Consider the following 20,947-nt stretch of genomic DNA (forward strand, 5'->3'; position numbering starts at 1 on the left):
GGGGGGGGCGGTGGGTGCGGTAGGCCTCGAGCACGGCGCGGTAGTGCTCGGGCCGCACGAAGGGCTGGTCGCCCAGGGCGAAGAGGGCGGCCTCGAGGCCGGGGGGGAAGGCTTCGGCGGCGGCGCGGAAGGAGGTGCCCATGCCCTCGAGGTAGCGCGGGTTCTCCACCACCCGCACCCCCAGGCCGGCCACCTCGGCGGCGACCCGCGCGCTGTCCCGGCCCGCCACCACCCACACCCCGTCGAAGCCTGCCTCCAGGACGGCACGGGTCACGCGCCGCACCAGGCTCTGGGGGCCCAGGCGCAGCAGCATCTTGTTCGCCCCCATGCGGCGGCTGGCCCCCGCGGCCAGCACCACGGCGACGACCTTTGAGCTTGGCCCGCTCACGAGGCCCAACCTAACCGCTCGCGGCCGGGTTTGCCAAGGGCGCCGGCGGCCTGGGGAGAGCCCGTGGTATATCGTTAGGACGTACACAGCGAGGTCGATCGTGAAACTCCAATACAGCGGACAGGAAAACATCCCCGTTCCCTACGACCAGGTCTGGGCCTTCATCACCGACCCGCACAAGATCGCCACCTGCCTCCCCGACGTGCAGAGCTACGAGGTGCACGACGACACGCACCTCGAGGTCACGGTGCGGGTGGGGGTGGGGCCCGTGCGGGGCAACTTCAAGTTCAAGGTCGAGCTCCAGCCCGACGCGGCCAACCGCCGCATGGGGGTCAAGATCAGCGGGGGCGGCCTCGGCAGCGTGGTTGACCTCCTCGCCAGCGCCGACCTCGCGGAAGAGGGCGGCCAGACCCGCCTCGACTGGAAGGGCGAGGCCGTGATGCGCGGCCCGGTGGCGGCCGTGGGCGGGCGGGTGCTCGACGTGCAGGCCCAGAAGCTCATCGGCCAGACCTTCGCCAACGTCAAGACCGCGGCCACCGAGAGCGCGGGGCGCACGGCCTGACGGGCCGGCTACCGGCCCGTCCCTGATGCGGGTGCCCTGCTCTCGCGCCCCTAGGGGCGCGGGTGACGAACGCGCGGGGGTTTTCGCCCGCCGCCGGTGCTCAAATTCGCTTGGGGGGCGGCGGGTCATCTGCTATCCTCTGGATTCGTGCGTGGGCTGCCGTTCTTGCTGGGCTTGCTGCTGTTTTGGGGGGTGGCGCTGGGGCAATCGCAACTGGCCGCGCGGCAGGTGGTGTGGCCGGTGGAGTCCAACAGGGCCTTCCTCAACGGGGTGGCGGTGGAACTCGCCGCGCCCGCCCGGCTGGTGGAGGGGCGGGCCCTGCTGCCCTTGCGCGAGACGGCGCGCCTGCTGGGGATGGGCCTCGAGCCCGTCCCGGGAACGCCCGACGGCCTGCGGCTGGGGGGCCTCGAGGTGTACCCCGGCCTGCGGCTGGCCCGGCTCAACGGCCAGCAACTCCCCCTCAAAGAGGTCGGGTGCGCGCTGAACGGCACCCTCTACGTCGCCGCCCGCGCCCTGGGCGGCGGCCTCGGCGCCCAGGTGAGCTACGACCCCGCCCAGCGCGTGGTGCTGATGCGGCTGGCGCCGGCCGTGCCCGGCGGCTCACGCCTGCCGGTCGCGCGCTTCACCACCGACAAGCTCGAGTACCGACTGGGCGAGCCGGTGCTCATCAGCGAGTTCTCCTACGACCCCGACGGCCTGCCGCTGGCCCTGAAGTGGACCGGGCGGGAGGAGGCCTACTTCGCCCCGGGGGTCTACACCATCGGCCTCACCGCCACCAACGCGCTGGGCCAGGTCAGCGAGCCCTACACCGTGCAGATCCGGGTGCTCGACCGGCCCTACCTCAGCCCCAAGGACTACGCCCTGCGCTACCTGGGCGTGGGCCGCACCTTCCCCGACGGGCAGATCCTCTCCTACCCCGCCGCCACCCCCGAGCGCCGGGACGAGCCCTACACCCTGATCTTCAGCGACTCGCCCGAGAAGGCACCCTCCTCGGGCCTGCTCTACGAGGACTCGGTCCAGGGGGCCGGGCGCCTGCTGCTCTACCACGTCAACGGCACGCCGGGCCCCGCGCGGGTGCTGGTGCTGGCGAGCAGCCTCTCCGGCGAGCCCCAGACCCTGCGCGTGCAGCGCCTGGGCAGTGTGGCCAACACCCGCATCGAGTCGGTGCTGGGGCAGGTCAGCCTGCTGGAGTTCCTCGCCTCCCGCGTCCCGCAGAGCCTGGCCCTCGAGCCCCGCCAGGCCCTGCCGCTCTACCTCTCGCCGCCGCTGGCGCCCGGGGAGGGCGTCTCGCTCAAGGCCGACCTGGAGATCGTGGCCCCGCTGGGCCGCGCCCCCGAGCCCGTGCTGCTGAGCGTGTACCTGCTCGAGGAGCGCCTCATGGGCAGCGCCCCCGACTTCGCCTCGCCCGACTTCCTGGGCCTGCTGCGCTCGCTGCCCGCCCTCGAGCCCGACAACAACCACGTGCGCGGCACCTTCCCCAGCGCCCTGCGCCGCCTGCGCCTCGACCTGGGCGGCCTCGAGCCCGGCGGGGCCATGCGGCTCGTCATCGGCGACGGGCGCCTCGACCCCAGCGCCGAGGGCTTCGACGCGATGAGCCGGGTGGCGGTGCGGCTGGCGGGCAACTACGGCGTGACCTACCGCATCACCCTCGACAACGCCGCGGGCACGGTGGGGGCTTTCTCCCCGCGGGGCGGCCCCTACAGCGGGGTGATCGCGGTGGGCGGGCGCTACGTGCAGCTCCCGCAGAGCGGGGTGCTGCTGCGCAACGACCTGCCCCTGATCTTCTACCGCAACCTCGACGGGCCCGGCCTGAGCCAGACCCTCGAGCTCGAGTTCGTCCCCGCCTCGGGCTCCTTCCTGCCCGTCAACCTGGTCTTCTACCGCCCCGGCGCGCTGCCGGAGGAGCTGGCCTCGAGCCCGGCCGCCCGCCTCCCGCGCAGGCCCTGAGAGAACGGCTCGTGGGGGATGAAACCCCCGCCCGCGGCTACCGCTTGGGCGGCTTGTCGCGGTACATCTGGGCGTCGGCCTGGTCGAGCACCTCCTCGAGGCTCATCGGCGCGAAGACCCGGGTCGCGCCCGCGCTGATGCGCAGCGGCAGCGCCGCCCGCACCCGCTCGATGAGGGGGTGTTCCTCGCCCTCGCTGAGGTCGAGGTGCAGGCTCACGAACTCGTCGCCGCCGATGCGGTAGGCCCGGTCGCCGTGCCGCAGCAGGGTCTGCAGGGCCAGGGCCACTTCGCGCAGCACCTGGTCCCCGGTGGCGTGGCCGTGCTGGTCGTTGACCCGCTTGAGCCCGTCGAGGTCCCAGAAGATCACGGTCACGGGCTTGCCCAACCGCTGGGCCTGGGCCCGTATCCGGGCGAAGCCCTCGCCGAGGGCGCGGCGGTTGCCCAGCCCGGTGAGGGGGTCGGTGTGGGCGAGCTCGGCGAGGCTGCGCCGGTTGAGCACGCCGTAGAGGAGCACCGCGGCCTGGAGGCCGAAGTGCGAGGCGATGGCGACGGCCTCCGGGGGGAAGGCGTCGGGGTGCTCGAGGTTGTCGAGGTTGAGCGTGGCCAGGGTCTCCCCGCCCATCACCACCGGCACGCAGAGGTTGGCCTGCAACTCCCCGACGCGCCCGGCCTCGCGGTTGTGGCCCTCGCGCATGGCCTGCACCGAGCGCAGGATGGCCTCACTGCCCTGCAGCAGCCGTGGCCGGCCCTGCCGCCAGGCCTCCGCCCCGGCCCCGTACCACTTCAGCTCATCCTCGTAGGGGATGGAAACGCCCAGCAACTCCGGGCTGAAGCCCACCTGCGCCGCCAGGCGGAATTGCTCGCCGGTGTAGTACCAGATGCTCCCCGCCTGGGCCCCCGGCACCACCTCCACGGCCGTCTGCAGCACGTGCTGGAGCATGTCCTCCAGGCGGGTCTCCCGGGTGAAGAGGCTCGAGAGCACCTCGAGGGTGGTCTGGTAGGCCAGGGCCTTGCTGTAGAGGTCGCTGACGTCCACCCCGAAGCACAGCGTCCCGCCCGCGTAGGGCTGGCAGAAGAAGCGGTACCAGCGGCGGGGCTTGCCCTCGACGAGCAGCGTGCAGTGGCCCTGGTAGGGCAGGTGGGTGGCGGGCGGCTTCGCGTCCACCAGGCGCAGGGGGCCCTCGCGGCGGGCCAGCAGGGAGGGGACGTGGTGCTCCTCGAGCCCCAGCCGCGACGCCCCCTCCCGGGCCAGCCGGTTGGCCCAACCGATACGGCCTTGAGAGTCCAGCCACACAATAACCTGGGGTGAATCCAGAAACCCCTCTAGGCCGACCATACCTGACTAGATTATGGCCCCCACCCGGTACAAATGTCGCGGGTTTTGCACAACTTTCGCCCATGACCCGGGGTCGGCGGTCATTCTGCCTATATTTCGCTCTATGCTATGAGCTGGATGTAACAATCCCAATCCTGACGGTGTTTCCGGTCGCGCCGGCCGAACCGGGTAGGACGAACAGGGTTGAGTTTTGTATAAATTCCGGCCGTTGGCGAGCGGGGGCACGGGAGGGGCGTGGGGCAGGCGCTTTCCTTACCACCAACCCCGGCGCTTCATCCACCAGGCCAGCAGGCTCGCGATCGCCACCAGCCCGCCCCAGAAGAACAGCCGGCCGTAGGGCCAGCGGTACTCGCTGAAGCTGTCGAAGTTGGTGCCGTAGATCCCGGCCCATAGGGTCATGGGCAGGAAGAGCACCGAGATCACCGTGAGCGCCTGCACCACCTTGTTCAGGCGGTTGCTCTGGGCCGAGAGGTAGACCTCGAGCACGTTGGAGAGCTCGTCGCGCGCCGCGTCCAGGCCCTCGTAGACCCGGCCCATGCGGTCGGTGAGGTCGCGGAACATGTAGGCGTCGCTGCCGAGCTCGGGCAGGCGCTCGAGGTGCAGCAGGGCCTCGCGGGCCTGCGAGACCAGCCGCCGCGTGCGCAGCACCTCGCGGCGCACCGCGAACACCCGGCGGGGGACCTGGTTGGTGTCGTCGCCGTCGAGGGCGAGCTCCTCGAGGTCTTCGAGCTGGTCGGTGAGCGACTCGACGTACTCGAAGAAGGTCTCCACCCCCCGGTCAACGAGCTGCTGCCACAGCCAGATGCAGCTCCCGCCCCGGAAGCTCTCCCACGCCCTCTCGACGTACTCGACGGGCTCGTTGCGGTAGGTCAGGAGCACCTGGCTCTGCGGGAAGTAGAAGTAGCTCACCCGCTCGGTGCGGCTTTTGGGGGTGTGGGGGGTCTCGAGGGTGCGGAAGATGAGGAAGAGGTGGTTGGGGTACTGCTCGAAGCGGCTCCAGTGCCCGATCTCCTGGGCGTCCTCGAGGGCGAGGGGGTTGATGGGGTACTGGCGCTTGAGCAGCTCGACCTCCTCGGGCGTGGGGGTCTCGACGTCCACCCACACCCGCGCCTGCAGGGGCCCGGAGGTCATGCCGTCGGCGAGCTGTTTGGCGCGGATCATCTCTCAGCCGGGCGCGAAGCGCGAGAACAGCATACCCGCCCGCCGGCGCTCACCGGGTGCTCTCGGCCAGCCAGTCGAGGTAATCCTTGGAGCCGTGCCGGATGGGCAGGGCGATGACCTCGGGCACGGCGTAGGGGTGGAGCTCCTTGACGCGGGCCTCGAGGGCGGCGTAGCGCTCCTCGCGGGTCTTGACGATCAGCAGCAGCTCCTCGCCGCTCGTCACCTCGCCCTCCCAGCGGTAGACCGACGTCAGGCGGGGCAGCACGTTCACGCAGGCCGCGAGCCCCTCCGCCACCAGCGCCTGCGCGATGCGCCGGGCGGAGTCCTCGTCGGGGACGGTACACAGCACCACCAGGTTCATACCCTGTCAGGATACGCGGCCTCGTCGGCGAAGACCAGCACTTCGGGCGCTCGGATCCGGCTCGGGGGCACGTCCTCGCCGTCCAGGAAGCGGGCCAGGGCCTCGCGCTTGCTCGCCCCGGTCACCAGGTACACCACCAGTTGCGTCCGCGAAAGCGCCTTGGGGCTCAGCGAGACCCGCTCGGGCGGGGGCTTGGGGGCGCCGTGGACCGGCAGCACCAGGCGCTCGCTGCCCAGGTCCACGTGCGGCCACAAGCTAGCGGTGTGGGCGTCCTCGCCCAGCCCCAGCGTCACCACGTCGAAGGGCAACAGGGACTCCACCAGCCCCTCGCTCGCCTCGGCGGAGCGCTCGGGCCCGAGCTCGGCCGGGAAGGAGTGCAGCGTGTAGGGCAGCACCGTCGTGCCGATGGCCTTCGCGATCTGCACGTCGTTGCGCTCGAGGTGGCCCTCCGGGAGGCAGCGCTCGTCGGAGGCGATGAGCTGCACGCGGTTCCACAGGATGTCGGCTCGGCCGAAGGCCCGGTAGGCGGCCAGCGGGGTGTTGCCCCCGCCCAGCACCGCGCGGCCCCCGGCCGACAGGCGCTCGGCCAGCAGGCGGGCGAGGGCTTCGGAGGCGGCCTGGGGGGTGGAAAAACGCTGAACCGGGTAGCTCATCCGGTTGGGGTCTGGGGCGGGAGACCCCGACCAAGCCGGGGTTTGGTCGGGGATGGATAGCCCCAGGCGCTCGTCGGGGCGCCGTACCCGCTCACCTCCTTTCTGGCAGAATCCTTCCCGGGAACGACGTTCCCGTGAACCTTGACCGTCGGGGTATGGGGTTCCCGGCACGACGTGGCCCGGCCGGGGTAAAACCCCGAGGGCTCGCCCCGAACGCACTCCCTACGGGGGATGGCTTTGAACGGGGCATGTGCAATGCCCGGAGAGCAGGCTCGATGGGCAGGGGCCGTCGTAAACCGGCCCCGATCCTGGGGGTGTCGTCTCTGCATCGTCCTCCCTCGGAAAGCCCCTACCGGACTGCGTAGCGGTTGGTAGGGGTAGTTTACAAGAGGTTCTTGAGTTCCTCGATGCTCAAGCCGGCATCCCGGACCAACCCACCCATGGTGATGGCGTTGATCGGGTTGTGGCGGGGAATGGTCAAGACCCGTACGCCATCGCTCATGACGGTATGTTTGCCCTGGCGGATGATCCTGAAGCCCGCTTTCTCAAAAGCCCGGATGGCCTCGAGGTGATTGATGCCCGGCAGTCTCGGCATTAAGCCGCGACCTCGACCTCACGGGTCATCGCGTCCTGGGTCAACTCGGCGATCGCCTCGAGGTACTCGTGGATGGCCTCTCGGATGTTCTCGAGGGCTTCGGCTTCGTCGCGTCCCTGGCTCCAGCAGCCCGGCAATCCTGGGACCGAGACCGCGTAGCCCTCCTCGGAAGGGTGCAAAACAACCGTGTATTTCATCGCCCGTATTGTAGCAACCCCACCTTATACCCGGTTCGGTCAGTCCGGCGCCGAACGGTGACGCCGCCCCGCCTTGGCGGGGCGGCCGGCCGAAGCTGTCCGCGTGGCGGAGGGCGGTGCCGCCCCTCGGGAGGGATACGCTGGCTTCGCCGGCCCTCAGGGAGGGGTGTGCCCTGGGGTCCAAAACGATAGCCTCCGGGGCTCTTCGAATCGGATGATTATCTTTTTGAATCCGGTATTAAAGGCTGCGCCAGCGGTGCGGGTCCTCCATCAGGTAGTGCTGCCCGGCGGGCCCGTCGGAGCCCACGGCGTAGGGCTCGGGGGGGTGGCTGGCCTCGAGCACCGGCTCGATGAGGCGCCAGGCCCACTCCACCTCGTCGAAGCGGATGAACAAGCTCGCGTCGCCCTCGAGCGCGTCGAGGATCAGCGTGGCGTAGGCCGAGAGCTCGTGGGCGTCGCCGTTGTTGTAGGGGGTCGAGAGCACCACGGGCCTGGAGCCGAACTGCAGGCCGGGGGTCTTGACCTGCATCTCCAGGTGCAGCGACTCGTTGGGCTGCAGCTCCAGCACCACCCAGCTCGAGCCGGGGTCGCAGTGGGTGTCGGTGAAGAGCTGCGCGGGCGGCTCGCGGAACTGCACGGCGATGGTGGTGCGCTTCTTGCTCAGGGCCTTGCCGGTGCGCAGGTAGAAGGGCACGCCCTTCCAGCGCCAGTTGTCCAGGTACAGCCGCAGCGCCGCGAAGGTCTCGGTGTTGGAGCTCTTGACCTCGGCCTCCTCGAGGTAGCCCGCGTACTGCCCGCGCACGACGTCGCCGGAGGAGAGCGGCCTTGCCGAGCGCAGCACCTTGTTCTTCTCGTTGCGCAGCAGGTCGGCCTCCAGGCGGGGCGGGGGCTCGAGGGCGGAGAGGGTGAGCAGCTGCATCATGTGGTTTTGCATCATGTCGCGCACCGCCCCCACCTTGTCGTAGAAGGCCCCGCGCCCCTCGATGCCGATGCCCTCGGCGGCCGTGATCTGCACCTGCGCGATGTGCTGGGCGTTCCACAAGGGCTCGAGCCAGGAGTTGGCGAAGCGGAAGACCAGGATGTTCTGCACCGTCTCCTTGCCCAGGAAGTGGTCGATGCGCAGGATCTGGCCCTCGTCCCAGTACTTGGTGAGGGTGGCCTGGAGCCTAAGGGCGCTCTGGAGGTCGTGGCCGAAGGGCTTCTCGATGACCAGCCGGCGGAAGTGGTTGCCCTTCTCGCGGGCCAGCCCGGCCTCGCCCAGCCCGGTGCCCACCACCGGGAAGGCGTCGGGGGGGAGGGAGAGGTAGAAGATGCTCGAGGGGGCGCTGTCCTTGGCGAGCGCCTCGAAGCTCTGGGGCGAGAAGTCCATCTGGCGGTAGGTGGCCCGCTTGAGGAAGCGCTCCACCACCGCGCCGTCGAGGTCGCCCTGGAACTCCTCGAGCGCGGCCCGCACGCTCTTGTCGAAGTCCTGCTCGCTCCAGGGCTTGCGGCCCACCCCCACGATGCGCAGCTCGTCGGGCAGGTAGCCCCCGGCCTCGAGCTCGTAGATGGCCGGGAACAGCTTGCGCGCGGCGAGGTCGCCGGTCGCGCCGAAGATCACCAGGTCGATCATGGGCGCCCCCAGGGCGCGCCCGTCCCCGAACGCCGAACACCCAACGCCATGAGTCTCACCATCGTCCGTGCTCTCCTTCAGTCTCGGGCCTTCTTCACCCCGTGCCCGCCGAACATCTTGCGCATCACCGCCAGCAGGCGCTCGTCGTAGTCTTCCTCGTCCTGGCTCTCGAAGCGGGTGTAGAGCGACTGGGTGATCACCGGGATGGGCACCCCCAGCTCGACGGCCTCGAGCACCGTCCAGCGCCCCTCGCCCGAGTCGGCCACCACCGGGGCGATGTCGCTGAGGTCCTGGTCGCCGGCGAGGTACTGCGCGGTGAGGTCGAGGAGCCAGCTCCGGATCACCGTCCCGTGCCGCCAAGCCTCGGTGAGGCGGGCGAGGTCGAAGCCGAACTCCCGCTTCTTGCGCAGCAGGTTGAGCCCCTCGGCCAGCGCCTGCATCATGCCGTACTCGATGCCGTTGTGGACCATCTTGGCGAAGTGCCCCGCCCCCACCGGCCCGGCGTGGACCCAGCCGAGGCCGGGGGAGGGGGCCAGCGCGCGGAGCACGGGCTCCAGCCGCGCCGCCACCCCCGGCGGGCCGCCGAACATCAGCCCGTAGCCGTTCTCCAGGCCCCACACCCCGCCCGAAACCCCCACGTCGGCGAAGAGGAGGCCCCGCTCGCCCAGCCAGGCCGCGCGCCGCTGCGAGTCCTTGTAGTAGGCGTTGCCGCCGTCGATCACCAGGTCGCCGGGCTCGAGCACCCCCGCCAGCTCCTCCAGCACCGCCTCGGTGGCGCTCCCCGCCGGGAGCATCACCCACACCGTGCGCGGCGCGGGGAGCAGGTCGCGCAGGGCCTCCAGGGAGGGGGCGGCGGCCAGCCCCTCGGCCGCCAGGGCCCGCACCGCCTCGGGGGAGCGGTCGTAGCCCACCACGCCGAACCCACCGCGCAGCAGGCGGCGGGCCATGTTGCCGCCCATCCGCCCCAGGCCGATCATCGCCAAATCCATGCCCCCAAGTCTAACGTGCTTCGCGGCGGAGCGCGCTCGAGAACGGCGGGCCGCGCCCCTGCCCGGAAAACGCGCGCGGACGATGAGGACGCATGTTCCCCGCCGCCGACTCAGCTAGCGTTTATCTTCGCTGGATAAACTCAAATTTGTGAGACTCCTGTTCGTGGCCTTGACGGCCCTGCTCTCCTCGTGCGTATTGACGGTGCAGCCCTTGCCGCCCGCCGAGCCGGTCGCCCCCTCAGCCCCGGCCCTCGTCAACAGCCGCCTGGGCCTGCCGGCCTACCCCGGCAGCCGCATCCTCAAGCGCGAGGAGAAGGGCGACGGCTCGAGCGAGGTGCAGTTCGAGACCAGCGCCGACCTCGACCGGGTCTACGCCCACTTCCACGACCACCTCTCCAAAGCCGGCTGGAGCCGCTGGACCCTCGAGCGCAAGGGCGCGGCCACTAAGCTCGAGGCCCGCTACCAGCGCAACAACACGAGCTTCAAGCTCGAGCTCGACCAGGAGGGGCGCAGCGGGCGGTATAAGTTGGGGATCGATTTTTAGCGGGGGATGCCGGGCGCGGGCCGTGCGCCTGATGCGGGTCGTACGTCGTACGTCGTACGCAATACGCCAAACGCAAAACGCAAAACGCACGTCCTACGCGGAATGCCTAGGCCTCGACCCTAGACCCTCGACGGGCCACGGGCCACGAGCTGACGGCTGAAGGCGGATAGCTGAGGGCTCTCTACTCCCTCTGCTTCTTGCGCATCGCCTCGAGCGCGTCCCACTGCTCCTGGGTCACCGCGTCGAGCACGTTGAACTCGCCGGAGCCCCACGCCTTCTCGCCGCCGTCGATGTAGACGAGGTCGCCGGTGATGAAGCCGGCGTGGTCGGAGATGAGGTATGCGGCGAGGTTGGCGAGCTCCTTGTGGTCGCCCAGGCGGCGCAGGGGGATGCGGTCCATGAACAGCTTCTCGATCTCGGGGGTGGGCATCAGGCGGCTCCAGGCGCCCTCGGTGGGGAAGGGGCCGGGGGCGATGGCGTTGAGCCGGATGCCGTACTTGCCCCACTCGGCGGCCAGCGAGCGGGTCAGGGCCACCACCCCGGCCTTGGCGACCGCGGAGGGCACCACGTAGCCCGAGCCGCCCTCGGCGTAGGTGGTGGCGATGTTGAGCACGGTCCCCTTGTGGCCGCGGGCGATCCAGCGCTTGCCGAGCTCGAGGGTGCAGTAAAACGTCCCGTGCAGCACGATCCCCAGCACCGCGTCCACCGCGCGGTGGGAGAGGCGTTCGGTGGGGGAGATGAAGTTGCCGGCGGCGTTGTTGAGCAGCACGTCCACGCGGCCGAAGTGCCCCTCGACCGCGTCGATCATGCTGCTCACCGCCTCGGGGTCGCGCACGTCGCAGGGCACGGGGAGCACCTCGCCCCCCGTCTGCTCGCCCATCTCCTTCGCGGCCTGCTCGAGCACCTCCTGCCGCCGCCCGGCGATGGCTACCTTGGCCCCGAGCTCGAGGAAGCGGGTGCTCATCGAGCGCCCGAGCCCGGTGCCGCCCCCTGTGACCAGCACGACCTTGTCTTGAAGTAAACCTGGTTCAAACATACGAACAGCTTATACCGGATTCAAAAAGATAATCATCCAAATCCAAAGATCCCAGAGGTTATCTTTTTGGACCCCAGGGCACACCCCTCCCTGAGGGCCGGCGAAGCCAGCGTATCCCTCCCGAGGGGCGGCACCGCCCTCCGCCACGCGGACAGCTTCGGCCGGGGCCTGGGGCCCATGCCAAAACCCCCGCCGCGCGGCGGGGGTCGGGAGCTCGAGGCTCGGGGGATCAGGGGCGCCCGTAGATGGGCAGGCCCGGGGTTGGGAGGTTGAAGAGCATGTCCAGCGGCCCGCGCAGCCCCCCGAGGGTGGCGCTGGCGGCAGGAGCCGGCGAGCCCGAAGTGGCGAGGTCGGCGGCGTTGAAGCGGATGATCTGTCCAGTGGCGTCGCCCGAGGAGAAGTAGGGCATCCGCGGGTTCCACTGCCGCAGGGTCTGCGGGCTGGTGCCTGCGGGCGGCAGGTCGTCGCTGACCCAGAGGTTGCCCGCCTTGTCGAAGGCCAGGCTGATGGGCTGCTTCCAGGTGCCGTTGGCGGTGATCTTCACGGCGGGGGCCCCGCTGTACTCGCCGGTGCCGGGGCTGCAGGTGGTGACCACGCCGCCGGGGTAGTCGCAGTCGGCGGGGAAGCTGGGGGAGTTGACGTCGAAGCGCGCGATGAAGTCGCCGAGCTTGCTGCTGACCCACAGGCGCCCGCTGGCGTCGAAGGCCAGGCTGATGGGCCCGTAGAGCGAGTTCTTGTCGTTGGCGTTGGCGCTGTTGTCGTAGATGATCATGGCCGCACGGCCGTTGTACCCGCCGCTGCCGCTGAGCTGGCTCGCCTTGAACTTGAGGATCTGGCCGGGGGAGTCGGAGGGGGCGTCGGAGGCGTTGGTGCCGTGGAAGGACACCACCCACAAGTTGCCGTCGGCGTCGAAGGCCAGGCCGGTGGGGGTGGTCATGTGGCCCCCGAAGCCCTCGATCTTGTAGTCGGCGGCGCCGGTGTAGTTGGCGCCCAGCCTCGAGGCGTCGAAGCGCAGGATGGTGTGGTTGAACTGGTCGGCGACCCACAGGTTGCCGCTGGCGTCGAAGGCCAGCGACCGGGGCGTCCCCAGGTCGGGGCTGGTGATGGTCACCGCCGGGCTGGGCGAGGGGCTGGCGAGGTCGGCCGCGCGGTACATCCGGATTTCGCCGGAGCTGCTGGAGACCTCGGTCCCGATGCCCACCCAGACGTTGCCCGCTTTGTCGAGCGCCAGGCCGCGCGCCTTCCTCGAGGCGTTCTGCAGGCCCAGGTCCACCGCGACGGCCGTCCCGGCGGCCTGGTCGTAGCCCAGGAGGCGGCTGGGCCGGTCGTCGCTGAGGTCGGCCGGGGTGCCGTTGTCGTCGCCGTACTCGATGACCCAGAGCTTGCCCGAGCCGTGCTTGCTGTAGGTCACGCTGGCGCTGGCGGTGGCCCCGGCGCTCACGCTCGCGCTGCCGCCGCTGGCCTGGTAGTGCTCGTCCACGGTGGTCTTGGTGACCACTACGCCGCCGGCGGTGATGGTGTAGGTGCCCGGCGTCAGGTTGGTGAGGGTGGTGCTGGCCGTGAGGTTCTGGCTGAAGCCTCCCGGGCCGCTCACGGTGACGTTGGCGTTGGTGCCCGCGGGCAGGCCGCTGATGGTCACGGTGAGGGAGCCGGTGGTCGGCGTGGCCGCGGCGTAGTTGACCTGAGCGGTGGCGGTGCTCCCGGCGCTGACGCTGGCCGAGCTACCCGGTGCCTGATAGGTGACGCTGCCCGCCGTGACGTCGGCCGGGGTGATGGTGTAGGTGCCGGGCTGGAGGTTGTCGAGGGTGGTCGTGCCGGTGATGACCTGGCTGAAGCCGCCGGGGCCGGTGACGGTGACGTTGGCGTTGACCCCGTTCGGCAGGCCGTTGACGGTCACGGCGAGCCGCCCCGTGACCGCCGCGTAGGTGACGCTCACGGTCGCGGTGGCGCCGGCGGAGACGGTCACCGGGGAGGCCGAGACGGTGCCGGCGTAGGCGATGCCGTCCTTGGAAGCGCTGGCGGCGGTGACGGTGTAGCTGCCCACCGCCAGGCCGGTGAGGGTCTGGCTCGAGCCCAGGGTGAAGGTGCCGCTGGGGCCGCTCACCGTGACCGGCGTGCCGCTGCCCGAGGGCAACCCGCTGATGTTGACCTGCAGGCTCCCGCTGTTGGTCCCGTAGGCCACCGTGACTTCCTTGGTGCTCGCGCCCGTCACCGTCACCGGCGACTCGCTCACCGTGCCCGCGTAGGTGTCTGCGCCCACGGTGAAGGGGTTGGCGGCGATGTTGTACTGCCCGACGGGGACCACGAGGGTCTGGCTGCCGTTGCCGCTGAAGGTGAGGTTCTGGCTGAAGCCGCCCCCCACCTTGGACACGGCCACGGTGGCACTGGCCCCGCCGGGGATGCCGCTCACGCGGACGGTGAGCTTGCCGTCGCCCGCCCCGTAGGTGACTTGGCTCGTCGCCGTAACCCCCGCGGTCACCGTGACCGTGGCGGGATCGACCGAGGCCACGTAGGTGTAGCCGCCCACGCTCACTTCGGCGGCGCTGATGCTGTACTGGCCGGGCACCAGCCCGCTGAGGGTGGTGCTGGTGGCGACCTTCTGGCTGAAGCCGCTGGGGCCGCTGACGGTGACCTCAGGGCTGACCCCCTCGGGCAGGCCGACGATGCTCACGCTCAGGCCCCCCGTGCTGGCTTGGTACGTCACCGTGACCTCGGCCTGCTTGCCCCCCTCGACCTTGACCGAGGCGCTGCTGGCGGAGCCGGAGTAGGTGTACCCCCCGGCGCTGACCGCCGACACGCTGATCTGGTAGGTGCCGCTGGCGAGGTTGCCGAGGGTCTCGCTCTTCTTGAGCTCCTTGCTGAACCCCCCGCCCTGCTTGCTGACGGTCACCTTGGCGTCGGTGCCCGCGGGCAGGCCCGTAATGGTCACCTTGAGGCTGCCTGGGGCAGGCGTGCACGCGGCCAGAATGAACAGGAGCAGGGCCAGGAATCCGAAACCGAAACTATGCAGTCGAACGTTCATCCAGAAGCCTCCGTTAGGTTAAAAGCTACGGGCGGGGGCGTGAAGGGGCAGTAACTCTGGGATGAGCCTCAGGAACGGCATCCGGGCAGTATGAATTAAGGCTGAGAGTCGAATTTGCCCGGGAGAAACGTCCACATAACGGCGTTAATTACGTTACGTCCCGCCTCGAGCAAGCAAAAACCCCGCCGTAGCGGGGCGGTTTCCCGGCGCCAAAGCCTAGCCGATGGCGTTATGGGCCTTGCCCAGCAGCAGCATGGCCCCGATGGTGGCGGCGGAGAGGATGATCAGGACCAGGGCGTAGCCGATGTAGCGCAGGTCGGCGCCTTCGCCCTCGACGTTAACGCTCTTGGGGTTGAGGGCCAGGTAGATCAAGCTGGTGACCAGAATCGAACCGATGACGAAGATCAGGGTGAAAACCGCGCCAAGCATCAAGCCTCCTCGACGTTCAAACGCCAGGCCCGCAGCAGGGCCTGGAGGGTCTTTTCCAATCCTACCAGGCCGGCGCCGTAGGTGGGTATTCCCCGCTCCCAACCGTAGACGCCGATGGCCGGGCCGGGGATCCGGGGGAGGCCGGCCTCGAGCCCGCCCTCCCAGGCCCGCAGGACGGGCGTTTCCCGGTAGGCCAGGCCGGTGGGCGCTACGGCCTCGAGCGCCTCGGCCTCCGGGGCTCCGGCCGCCTGGGGCGTGAAGCTCACGCCCACCCCCTCGCCCTCGGTCAGGACGATCGCGCGGCGCGGGCGGACCCACTCGAGCGCCCGCAGGAAGGGCGTGCCGTGGCCGGGCGAGGCGTCGAGCCCCAGCACGATGCGGCCCTTGTAGCCGCACCCCAGGTCGCGCAGCGCGCGGATCACCGCCTCGCCCCGGCTCCGCGGGGCCCACAGCAGCAGGGTCTCCCCGCCGTAGTGGCCCTCGAGCCAGGCGTAAAAGCTGCCGAATTCGTCGCATCCGGTGCGGACGTGCCGCGCCAAAGCCTCCTCCAGCCACGGCGAGCCGTCGGTGCCGGGGGATTCGTCGGAAGGCAGGGGTTCTTTCACCACGTCGGTCTCCGTCGCGGCCGGGTCGCGGGGGTCGGCCTCGAGCACAGGTACAGCATAACAAAGGTGGGGGGGACATAAGGGCTTGGGTGGGGTGGCGGGTGCGCGTGCTTTGTACGTCGTACGTCGTACGTCGTACGCCAAACGCCAAACGCCAAACGCAAGACGCCCCTTCTTCACCCCCCTTGGCAAGGGGGGCTGGGGGGATATTTCCCTCCCCGCGGGTGGGGAGGGTCAGGGTGGGGGTAACCACAGGCCACACGCCACGAGTTCCTGCCTCCCCCTTTAGGCGGGCTTGAAGGGGCCCTTGGCCCCCGGGCCACGTGCCGTATGATGTGTCACTGTGCGTTACCTGATCCTCTCCGACCTGCACGGTAACTGGAATGCCCTCGAGGCGATATTGCGCGAGGCCAGGGACTGGGAGCGGGTCTTGTTCTTAGGGGACGCGGTAGGGTACTACCCCGACGCCGAGCGGGTGGTGTCGTGGTTGGCTTCGCACGGCGCGGTCGGGGTGTTGGGCAACCACGACGCGTGGATGCTCTCGCTGGGCTCCTTGGACGTGGAGGGGCCGATCCTCGAGATCATCGCCTGGCAGGCCGAGCGCATGAGCGCGGCCAGCCACGCCTACCTCTCCAAGCTGCCCATGGCCGTCACCGTCGAGGGGGCCTTGGTGGTGCACGGCAGCCCCTGCGACCCCATGCAGTACCTCGACGACCTCGAGCTCGCCCGGCAGGGCTTCGACTGCACCGCGGCCCGCTGGGTCTTCCACGGCCACACCCACCTCGCCGGGGCCTACCTCTCCCTCGACGGCCCCAACGGCCAGTGGGTGCGCTACCAGCGCTACACCAACGGCGGCGAGCTGATCCTCGCACCCAAGGTGCGGGCCATCGTCAACCCCGGCTCGGTGGGGCAGCCCCGCGACGGCGCGCCGGGGGCCGCCTACGCCATCTGGGACAGCAGCGAGGACCTGGTCGAGTTCCACCGCGCCACCTACGACCTCAAGCAGGTTCTGCGGCGCATCGAGGAGGCGGGCTTCCCCAACTGGCTCTACGAGCGCCTGCTGCACGGGAAATAGACCTCCTTCGGAGGTCGCCGATAGCCCATAGCCAATGGCCGACAGCTATCGGGAACGGCAGATGACCCTGGCTCACGGATAATTTCGCAAAGGCCAATACTGAACGGAGACCGCGGTTGAAACCTTCGATCCTGGGACACGAGCGCATCCTGAAGCTGCTGCCGAGCCTGAGCAGCCAGAGCCTGCTCTTCACCGGGCCCGAGGGGGTGGGGCGGCGGGCGGTGGCGCGCTGGTACGCCTACGGCCTCAACTGCGCCCACGGCTTCCCGGGCTGCGGGCAGTGCCCTTCGTGCCGCCTCGAGGAGCCCACCGACTACCTCGAGATCGCCCCCGAGGCCGAGACCAAGACCGGGCGCAAGGCCCGCAACCTGCAGATCCGGCTCGAGCAGATCGCCCCCCGCGAGGACGGCGGGGAGAACCTCCTGGACTGGCTCTCGACCTACCCGCGCTTCCGGGCCAAGGTGGCGGTGATCGACGGGGCGCACCTGCTCAACGAGCCCGCCGCCAACGCGCTGCTGAAGGTGCTCGAGGAGCCCCCGGCCTACGCCCGGCTCATCCTCGTCGCGCCCAGCCGCGAGATGGTGCTGCCCACCCTGGCCTCGCGCTCGCTCGAGCTCGCCTTCGGCCCCCTGCCCGAGGAGACGCTGCACGGCCTCACCCGCGACCCCGAGGTCCTGGCCTACGCCGAGGGCAGCGTGGGGCGGGTGCGCTGGGCGCTCGACAACCCCGCCCTCTTCAACCAGCTCGCGGGGCGGGCGCAGGGGGTGCTCCAGAGCCTGGGGAAAGGCCCGGCCCAGACCCTCGAGGCCCTGGGGCCGCTGCTCGAGACCGAGGGCGGCCTGAGCTACCTCGCCCGCAAGCTCGGGCAGTCCCTCCCCCCCGAGGACCCGCGCCGCGCCGAGGCCCTGCTGAGCTTGCACCAGGCCCAGGAGGCCCTGAGCGCCTACGTGAGCGAGGACCTGGTGCTCAACTGGCTGGGCTTGCGGCTGTGGGCGGCGGCGCAGGGGCGCGAAACCCTATCAGGTCACTGAAATTGTAAAGTGGGGGCGTCAGACTCCGGTCTGTGAACCCGCCGGGGGCCGCTGGCCCGGCCCCGGGGTCTAATGCGAGGAGGATCGATGGACTGCGTAGGCGTCCGTTTCAATCACGGCCCCAAACTCTACGACTACAGCTTCAGCGGGGAACCCCCCGCCCAGGGGAGCTGGGTGGTGGTCAGCACCCCCCGGGGCCTCGAGCTCGGCAAGGTGCGCACCGCGCCCCGGGCGGGGCGGCCCCAGGGCGAGGTGGTGCGGCAGGCCACCCCCCAGGACCTCGAGACCGCCAGCAAGCTGCGCGAGCGCGCCGAGGACCTCAAGTGGTGGCTCAAGGCCAAGCTCCGCCGGGAGAGCGTCCCGGCCAAGCTGCTGGGCTGCGAGTTCACCCTCGACGGCAACCACCTCTCGGTGCACTACTCCGCCGAGGAGCGCGTGGACCTGCGCCGCTGGGTGGGGGAGATCTCGCGGCTGGCGGGCGCCCGCGTGGAGTTCCTGGCGCTGGGCCCGCGCGACCAGACCGCCTACTTGGGCACGCTGGGGGCCTGCGGCATGGAGTCGTGCTGCTCGACCCACCTGCAGGACTTCGTCCAGGTCTCGATCAAGATGGCCAGGGACCAGCAGCTCCCGCTGTCGCCCGAGAAGATCTCCGGCCCTTGCGGGCGGCTGCTGTGCTGCTTGCAGTACGAGCACGAGCTGTACCAGGAGCTCCTGGCGGGCCTGCCCAAGAAGAACGCCAAGGTGTGCACCATCCACGACGTGTGCGGCAAGGTGGTCAAGCTCAACCCGCTGGCCCAGACCGTGGACATGGTCACCGAGGAGGGCAGCATGGTCACGGCCCACAAGGACGAGCTGCGGCGCTGAGGCGGGTGCGGGCGGGTGCCGGCGTCGTGGCTGTGGGTCGGGCTGGGGGGCTTGTCCCTGCTGGGCCTGCTGGCGGCGGAGGTGCGCCGGAGGCCCCTGGCGCGGGCGGCCTTCAAGGTGGCCTGCTCGCTGGGTTTTTTGCTGCTGGCCCTGGCGCAGGGCCTCGAGGGCCCCTTCGCCCGGTGGGTGTTCGCCGGGCTGGTGCTCTCGGCCTTGGGCGACGTCTTCCTGATCTTCCCCTCGGGGCGGGCCTTCCTGGCGGGGCTGGTCGCCTTTTTGCTGGCGCACCTGGCCTACGTGGGGGCCTTCGCCGCCGAGGGGAGCCCCGGCCCCTGGGCCTTCCTCCTGGTGCTGGGCGTGGGGCTGGGGGTCGTGCGCTGGCTGTGGCCGCACCTCGAGGGCTGGCGCGTCCCGGTGCTGGCCTACGCCGCCGTCATCAGCCTGATGCTGCTCTTCGCCCTGGCGACGGGCCGCCCGGAGGCCCGGCTGGGGGCGCTGCTGTTCTACCTCTCCGACCTCTTCGTGGCCCGCGAGCGCTTCGTGCGCTCGGAGGTGCTCAACCCGCTGCTGGGGCTGCCGCTGTACTACGCGGGCCAGTACCTGCTGGCGCTGTCGGCGGGCTGAGCCTTGCCCTCGCCGCCGGGCTGGCGTAGGCTTTAGGGCCTATGGCCGAGCCGAACGAGCAGGGCGTAGCCCCGCAGCACTTCGCCGCGCAGGGGGTCCGTTTCCTCTACCGCGTGGCCGGGGTCGCCCTCCAGCACGGGAGGATCCTGCTGCACCGGGCGGTGGAGGACGACTTCTGGACGCTGCCCGGCGGGCGGGTGGAAGCCCTCGAGACCGCCCAGCAGGCCCTGCGGCGCGAGATGCGCGAGGAGCTGGGGCTCGAGGCCCAGACCGGCCCGCTGCTCTTCGTCAACGAGAACCTCTTCCGCTACCGGGGGCACAGCTACCACGAGGTCGGGCTCTACTTCGCCATGAGCCTGCCGGACTTCTGGGAGGGGGAGCGGCGCGGGAGCGAGGGGCACACCCGGTTGCTGTACCGCTGGTTCCCCCAGGCCCAGGTGCCGCGCCTGCCGGTGAAGCCCCGTTTCCTGCGCGAGGGCCTCACGGAGCTACCCGCGCACCCGCGCCACGTCGTCGAGCTCGAGCCCTGACCCCTCCGCGCAGACCCGGTCGCCCCCGGCCCGCTTGGCCCGGTAGTGCAGGGCGTCGGCGCGCTCGAGCAGTTCCGCCGCGCTCTCGCCCGGCCGGTACGCCGCCACCCCCAGGCTGATGCTCAGGCGGCAGCCGGGGACGGGCTCGAGGACGCTCACCGCCTTGCGCAGCCGCTGGGCGATGGCCTCGGCGGCCAGGAGGGAGGTGCCCGGCAGCACCGCCACGAACTCCTCCCCGCCCCAGCGCCCCGCCCAGTCGGAGCGCCGGAGCCTCTCCCGTGCTGCGCGCGCCACCAGGCGCAGGGCCTTGTCGCCCGCCGCGTGCCCGAAGGTGTCGTTGACCCGCTTGAAGGCGTCGAGGTCGAAGAGGACGAGGCACAGGGGCTCGCCGGAGCGCTCGGCCAGGGCGAGCTCGCGCGCGAGCGCCCGCTCGAGGCCCCGCCGGTTGGGGAGGCCGGTGAGGAAGTCGGTGCAGGACTGCCCCAGCACCCGTAGGTACGCCACCCTCCACCCGGCGCTAGCGATCAATGCGCCCAGCAACAAACCTCCCACCCACTCCATCTCCGAACCTCCTCCCAGGCCCTACGCGGCCCGCCCCCGCCCTGGATTGCGTGTCGGGCGTTACACGGCGGGCTTGCTCGCCGCCAGCAGCACCCGTTTGAAGCCGTAGAACACCGGCTTTTGCGGCATCGATTCGTTCAGCCTCGAGCGGTAGCGCTCGAGGAAAGCCCCCTGCAGCCCCTCCGGCAGCACCCCCAGGTAGGCGGTGAGCAGCGTCCCCTTGACCCACTCCACGATCGCGCCGGCGTCGGGGAGGACGTGGGGGTACACCTTGAGCACGGCGGTGATGCCCTGCCCGCCGAGGTCGAAGAACAACTGCGCGTAGTCCTCGACCGGCAGGACCGGGTGGCGGCGGCCTTGGTGCGGGAAGTAGGCCCTGAACTCGGGCTCCTCGGCGACCTCGCGGGCCAGGCGGTGGGAGGGGTGGTCGCCGTTGGCGGGCATCTGCACCGCCATCTGCCCGCCGGGGTTCAGGCGGCCCCAGAGCCGGGCGAAGAGGGCGGGGTGGTCGTCGGCCCACTGCAGCGCGGCGTTGGAGAAGATCAGGTCGTACTGCCCCTCGAGCTCGCGGAAGTCGCCCTGCACGAAGCTGAGCCCCTCGCGGGCGAAGTTGTGGCTCCTGGCGAGCATCTCGGGGGAGCTGTCGAGCCCGGTCACGGTGCTGCCGGGGAGGCGGTCGGCCAGGCGGCGGGTGAGCTCGCCGGTCGCCGCCTTGGGCCCTGAACCACGCCGCCGCGCCGCGCAGCGCCTCGACCTCGGCGTGGGCGGTGGGGTCGCCGGTGGGCAGCACCCGGTTGCGCCCCTCCGCGACCAGGCGGCCTTCCG

At 70.6% G+C, this 20,947-nt stretch carries 23 protein-coding genes; 8 read left to right on the top strand and 15 right to left on the bottom strand.

Annotated features, from left to right (window positions below):
• Positions 1 to 388: nucleotidyltransferase family protein (locus tag Mterra_RS07690; protein ID WP_245971564.1), on the bottom strand; the 388-nt coding region annotated here is incomplete at its 3' end.
• A 100-nt stretch (positions 389 to 488) separates the two neighbouring features.
• On the opposite strand from Mterra_RS07690, the gene Mterra_RS07695 reads away from it, so the two are divergent.
• The gene (locus Mterra_RS07695; protein ID WP_119314661.1) at positions 489 to 950 is read left to right on the top strand and encodes an SRPBCC family protein; all 462 of its coding nucleotides are present in this window, start codon (positions 489 to 491) and stop codon (positions 948 to 950) included.
• Between the two features lie 147 nt (positions 951 to 1,097).
• A complete protein-coding gene (locus Mterra_RS07705) occupies positions 1,098 to 2,897 on the top strand; it encodes a copper amine oxidase N-terminal domain-containing protein (protein WP_147372593.1) in 1,800 nt (599 codons plus the stop codon).
• 37 nt (positions 2,898 to 2,934) lie between these two features.
• Here Mterra_RS07705 and Mterra_RS07710 read toward each other — a convergent pair whose 3' ends face one another.
• From Mterra_RS07710 to gnd, 8 genes are all read right to left on the bottom strand, one after another.
• Positions 2,935 to 4,233: a GGDEF domain-containing protein gene (locus Mterra_RS07710; RefSeq protein WP_119314664.1), complete on the bottom strand. Its 1,299-nt coding sequence runs from the start codon at positions 4,231 to 4,233 to the stop codon at positions 2,935 to 2,937.
• Between the two features lie 252 nt (positions 4,234 to 4,485).
• Positions 4,486 to 5,394: a magnesium transporter CorA family protein gene (locus Mterra_RS07715; protein ID WP_119314665.1), complete on the bottom strand. Its 909-nt coding sequence runs from the start codon at positions 5,392 to 5,394 to the stop codon at positions 4,486 to 4,488.
• A 49-nt stretch (positions 5,395 to 5,443) separates the two neighbouring features.
• Entirely contained in the window at positions 5,444 to 5,755 is a 312-nt protein-coding gene (cutA, locus tag Mterra_RS07720) for a divalent-cation tolerance protein CutA (protein ID WP_119314666.1), read from the bottom strand.
• Positions 5,752 to 6,408 carry a 6-phosphogluconolactonase gene (locus tag Mterra_RS07725; protein WP_119314667.1) on the bottom strand — a complete coding sequence of 219 codons (657 nt, stop codon included), beginning with the start codon at positions 6,406 to 6,408 and terminating at the stop codon, positions 5,752 to 5,754. The genes cutA and Mterra_RS07725 overlap by 4 nt, the downstream gene beginning before the upstream one ends.
• 382 nt (positions 6,409 to 6,790) lie before the next feature.
• Entirely contained in the window at positions 6,791 to 7,003 is a 213-nt protein-coding gene (locus Mterra_RS07730; RefSeq protein ID WP_119314668.1) for a type II toxin-antitoxin system HicA family toxin, read from the bottom strand.
• Positions 7,003 to 7,200: a type II toxin-antitoxin system HicB family antitoxin gene (locus Mterra_RS07735; RefSeq protein ID WP_027894091.1), complete on the bottom strand. Its 198-nt coding sequence runs from the start codon at positions 7,198 to 7,200 to the stop codon at positions 7,003 to 7,005. Before Mterra_RS07735 ends, Mterra_RS07730 begins: the two co-directional genes overlap by 1 nt.
• Before the next feature lie 238 nt (positions 7,201 to 7,438).
• Positions 7,439 to 8,812, bottom strand: a complete 1,374-nt coding sequence (gene zwf, locus Mterra_RS07740) for a glucose-6-phosphate dehydrogenase (protein WP_119314669.1) — start codon at positions 8,810 to 8,812, stop codon at positions 7,439 to 7,441.
• 77 nt (positions 8,813 to 8,889) lie between these two features.
• Complete coding sequence (gene gnd, locus Mterra_RS07745; RefSeq protein ID WP_119314670.1) at positions 8,890 to 9,801, bottom strand: phosphogluconate dehydrogenase (NAD(+)-dependent, decarboxylating); 912 nt, start codon at positions 9,799 to 9,801, stop codon at positions 8,890 to 8,892.
• Positions 9,802 to 9,949: 148 nt separating this feature from the next.
• On the opposite strand from gnd, the gene Mterra_RS07750 reads away from it, so the two are divergent.
• The gene (locus Mterra_RS07750; protein WP_119314671.1) at positions 9,950 to 10,345 is read left to right on the top strand and encodes a hypothetical protein; all 396 of its coding nucleotides are present in this window, start codon (positions 9,950 to 9,952) and stop codon (positions 10,343 to 10,345) included.
• A 181-nt stretch (positions 10,346 to 10,526) separates the two neighbouring features.
• Here the strand turns inward: Mterra_RS07750 and Mterra_RS07755 are convergent, their stop codons facing one another.
• From Mterra_RS07755 to Mterra_RS22230, 4 genes are all read right to left on the bottom strand, one after another.
• Positions 10,527 to 11,381, bottom strand: a complete 855-nt coding sequence (locus tag Mterra_RS07755; protein WP_119314672.1) for an SDR family oxidoreductase — start codon at positions 11,379 to 11,381, stop codon at positions 10,527 to 10,529.
• A 229-nt stretch (positions 11,382 to 11,610) separates the two neighbouring features.
• Positions 11,611 to 14,403: a hypothetical protein gene (locus Mterra_RS07760; RefSeq protein ID WP_119314673.1), complete on the bottom strand. Its 2,793-nt coding sequence runs from the start codon at positions 14,401 to 14,403 to the stop codon at positions 11,611 to 11,613.
• Between the two features lie 216 nt (positions 14,404 to 14,619).
• The gene (locus Mterra_RS07765; protein WP_027894097.1) at positions 14,620 to 14,832 is read right to left on the bottom strand and encodes a hypothetical protein; all 213 of its coding nucleotides are present in this window, start codon (positions 14,830 to 14,832) and stop codon (positions 14,620 to 14,622) included.
• Complete coding sequence (locus Mterra_RS22230; RefSeq protein WP_170159594.1) at positions 14,832 to 15,485, bottom strand: hypothetical protein; 654 nt, start codon at positions 15,483 to 15,485, stop codon at positions 14,832 to 14,834. The genes Mterra_RS07765 and Mterra_RS22230 overlap by 1 nt, the downstream gene beginning before the upstream one ends.
• A 295-nt stretch (positions 15,486 to 15,780) precedes the next feature.
• Between Mterra_RS22230 and Mterra_RS07770 the strand changes: the two genes are divergently transcribed.
• The 5 genes from Mterra_RS07770 to Mterra_RS07790 all read left to right on the top strand — a co-directional run bounded on the left by Mterra_RS07770 (position 15,781) and on the right by Mterra_RS07790 (position 19,561).
• A complete protein-coding gene (locus Mterra_RS07770; RefSeq protein WP_119314674.1) occupies positions 15,781 to 16,512 on the top strand; it encodes a metallophosphoesterase family protein in 732 nt (243 codons plus the stop codon).
• 116 nt (positions 16,513 to 16,628) lie between these two features.
• Entirely contained in the window at positions 16,629 to 17,543 is a 915-nt protein-coding gene (locus Mterra_RS07775) for a hypothetical protein (RefSeq protein ID WP_119314675.1), read from the top strand.
• 87 nt (positions 17,544 to 17,630) lie between these two features.
• Positions 17,631 to 18,407 (top strand): PSP1 domain-containing protein, encoded by a 777-nt coding sequence (locus Mterra_RS07780; protein WP_119314676.1) that lies wholly within the window; start codon positions 17,631 to 17,633, stop codon positions 18,405 to 18,407.
• Between the two features lie 15 nt (positions 18,408 to 18,422).
• A complete protein-coding gene (locus Mterra_RS07785) occupies positions 18,423 to 19,031 on the top strand; it encodes a lysoplasmalogenase (RefSeq protein ID WP_119314677.1) in 609 nt (202 codons plus the stop codon).
• A gap of 41 nt (positions 19,032 to 19,072) precedes the next feature.
• Positions 19,073 to 19,561, top strand: a complete 489-nt coding sequence (locus tag Mterra_RS07790; RefSeq protein WP_119314678.1) for an NUDIX hydrolase — start codon at positions 19,073 to 19,075, stop codon at positions 19,559 to 19,561.
• On the opposite strand, the gene Mterra_RS07795 is transcribed toward Mterra_RS07790, so the two are convergent.
• Together Mterra_RS07795 and Mterra_RS07800 are read right to left on the bottom strand one after the other, a co-directional pair.
• The gene (locus Mterra_RS07795; protein ID WP_119314679.1) at positions 19,520 to 20,122 is read right to left on the bottom strand and encodes a GGDEF domain-containing protein; all 603 of its coding nucleotides are present in this window, start codon (positions 20,120 to 20,122) and stop codon (positions 19,520 to 19,522) included. The genes Mterra_RS07790 and Mterra_RS07795 overlap by 42 nt on opposite strands.
• Before the next feature lie 60 nt (positions 20,123 to 20,182).
• Positions 20,183 to 20,947 (bottom strand): methyltransferase domain-containing protein (locus tag Mterra_RS07800; protein WP_245971565.1); only part of this gene is annotated, 765 nt, incomplete at its 5' end.

The sequence above is a fragment of the Calidithermus terrae genome (genome assembly GCF_003574345.1).
GTDB classification, from domain to species: domain Bacteria; phylum Deinococcota; class Deinococci; order Deinococcales; family Thermaceae; genus Calidithermus; species Calidithermus chliarophilus.

Coding starts and splice junctions, on each gene's coding strand:
- Mterra_RS07795 (WP_119314679.1), bottom strand. CDS start 20,122: ATGGAGTGGGTGGGAGGTTTGTTGCTGGGCGCATTGATCGCTAGCGCC.
- Mterra_RS07715 (WP_119314665.1), bottom strand. CDS start 5,394: ATGATCCGCGCCAAACAGCTCGCCGACGGCATGACCTCCGGGCCCCTG.
- Mterra_RS07760 (WP_119314673.1), bottom strand. CDS start 14,403: ATGAACGTTCGACTGCATAGTTTCGGTTTCGGATTCCTGGCCCTGCTC.
- Mterra_RS07735 (WP_027894091.1), bottom strand. CDS start 7,200: ATGAAATACACGGTTGTTTTGCACCCTTCCGAGGAGGGCTACGCGGTC.
- gnd (WP_119314670.1), bottom strand. CDS start 9,801: ATGGATTTGGCGATGATCGGCCTGGGGCGGATGGGCGGCAACATGGCC.
- Mterra_RS07765 (WP_027894097.1), bottom strand. CDS start 14,832: ATGCTTGGCGCGGTTTTCACCCTGATCTTCGTCATCGGTTCGATTCTG.
- Mterra_RS07780 (WP_119314676.1), top strand. CDS start 17,631: ATGGACTGCGTAGGCGTCCGTTTCAATCACGGCCCCAAACTCTACGAC.
- zwf (WP_119314669.1), bottom strand. CDS start 8,812: ATGATCGACCTGGTGATCTTCGGCGCGACCGGCGACCTCGCCGCGCGC.
- cutA (WP_119314666.1), bottom strand. CDS start 5,755: ATGAACCTGGTGGTGCTGTGTACCGTCCCCGACGAGGACTCCGCCCGG.
- Mterra_RS07730 (WP_119314668.1), bottom strand. CDS start 7,003: ATGCCGAGACTGCCGGGCATCAATCACCTCGAGGCCATCCGGGCTTTT.
- Mterra_RS07755 (WP_119314672.1), bottom strand. CDS start 11,381: ATGTTTGAACCAGGTTTACTTCAAGACAAGGTCGTGCTGGTCACAGGG.
- Mterra_RS07710 (WP_119314664.1), bottom strand. CDS start 4,233: ATGGTCGGCCTAGAGGGGTTTCTGGATTCACCCCAGGTTATTGTGTGG.
- Mterra_RS07725 (WP_119314667.1), bottom strand. CDS start 6,408: ATGAGCTACCCGGTTCAGCGTTTTTCCACCCCCCAGGCCGCCTCCGAA.
- Mterra_RS07790 (WP_119314678.1), top strand. CDS start 19,073: ATGGCCGAGCCGAACGAGCAGGGCGTAGCCCCGCAGCACTTCGCCGCG.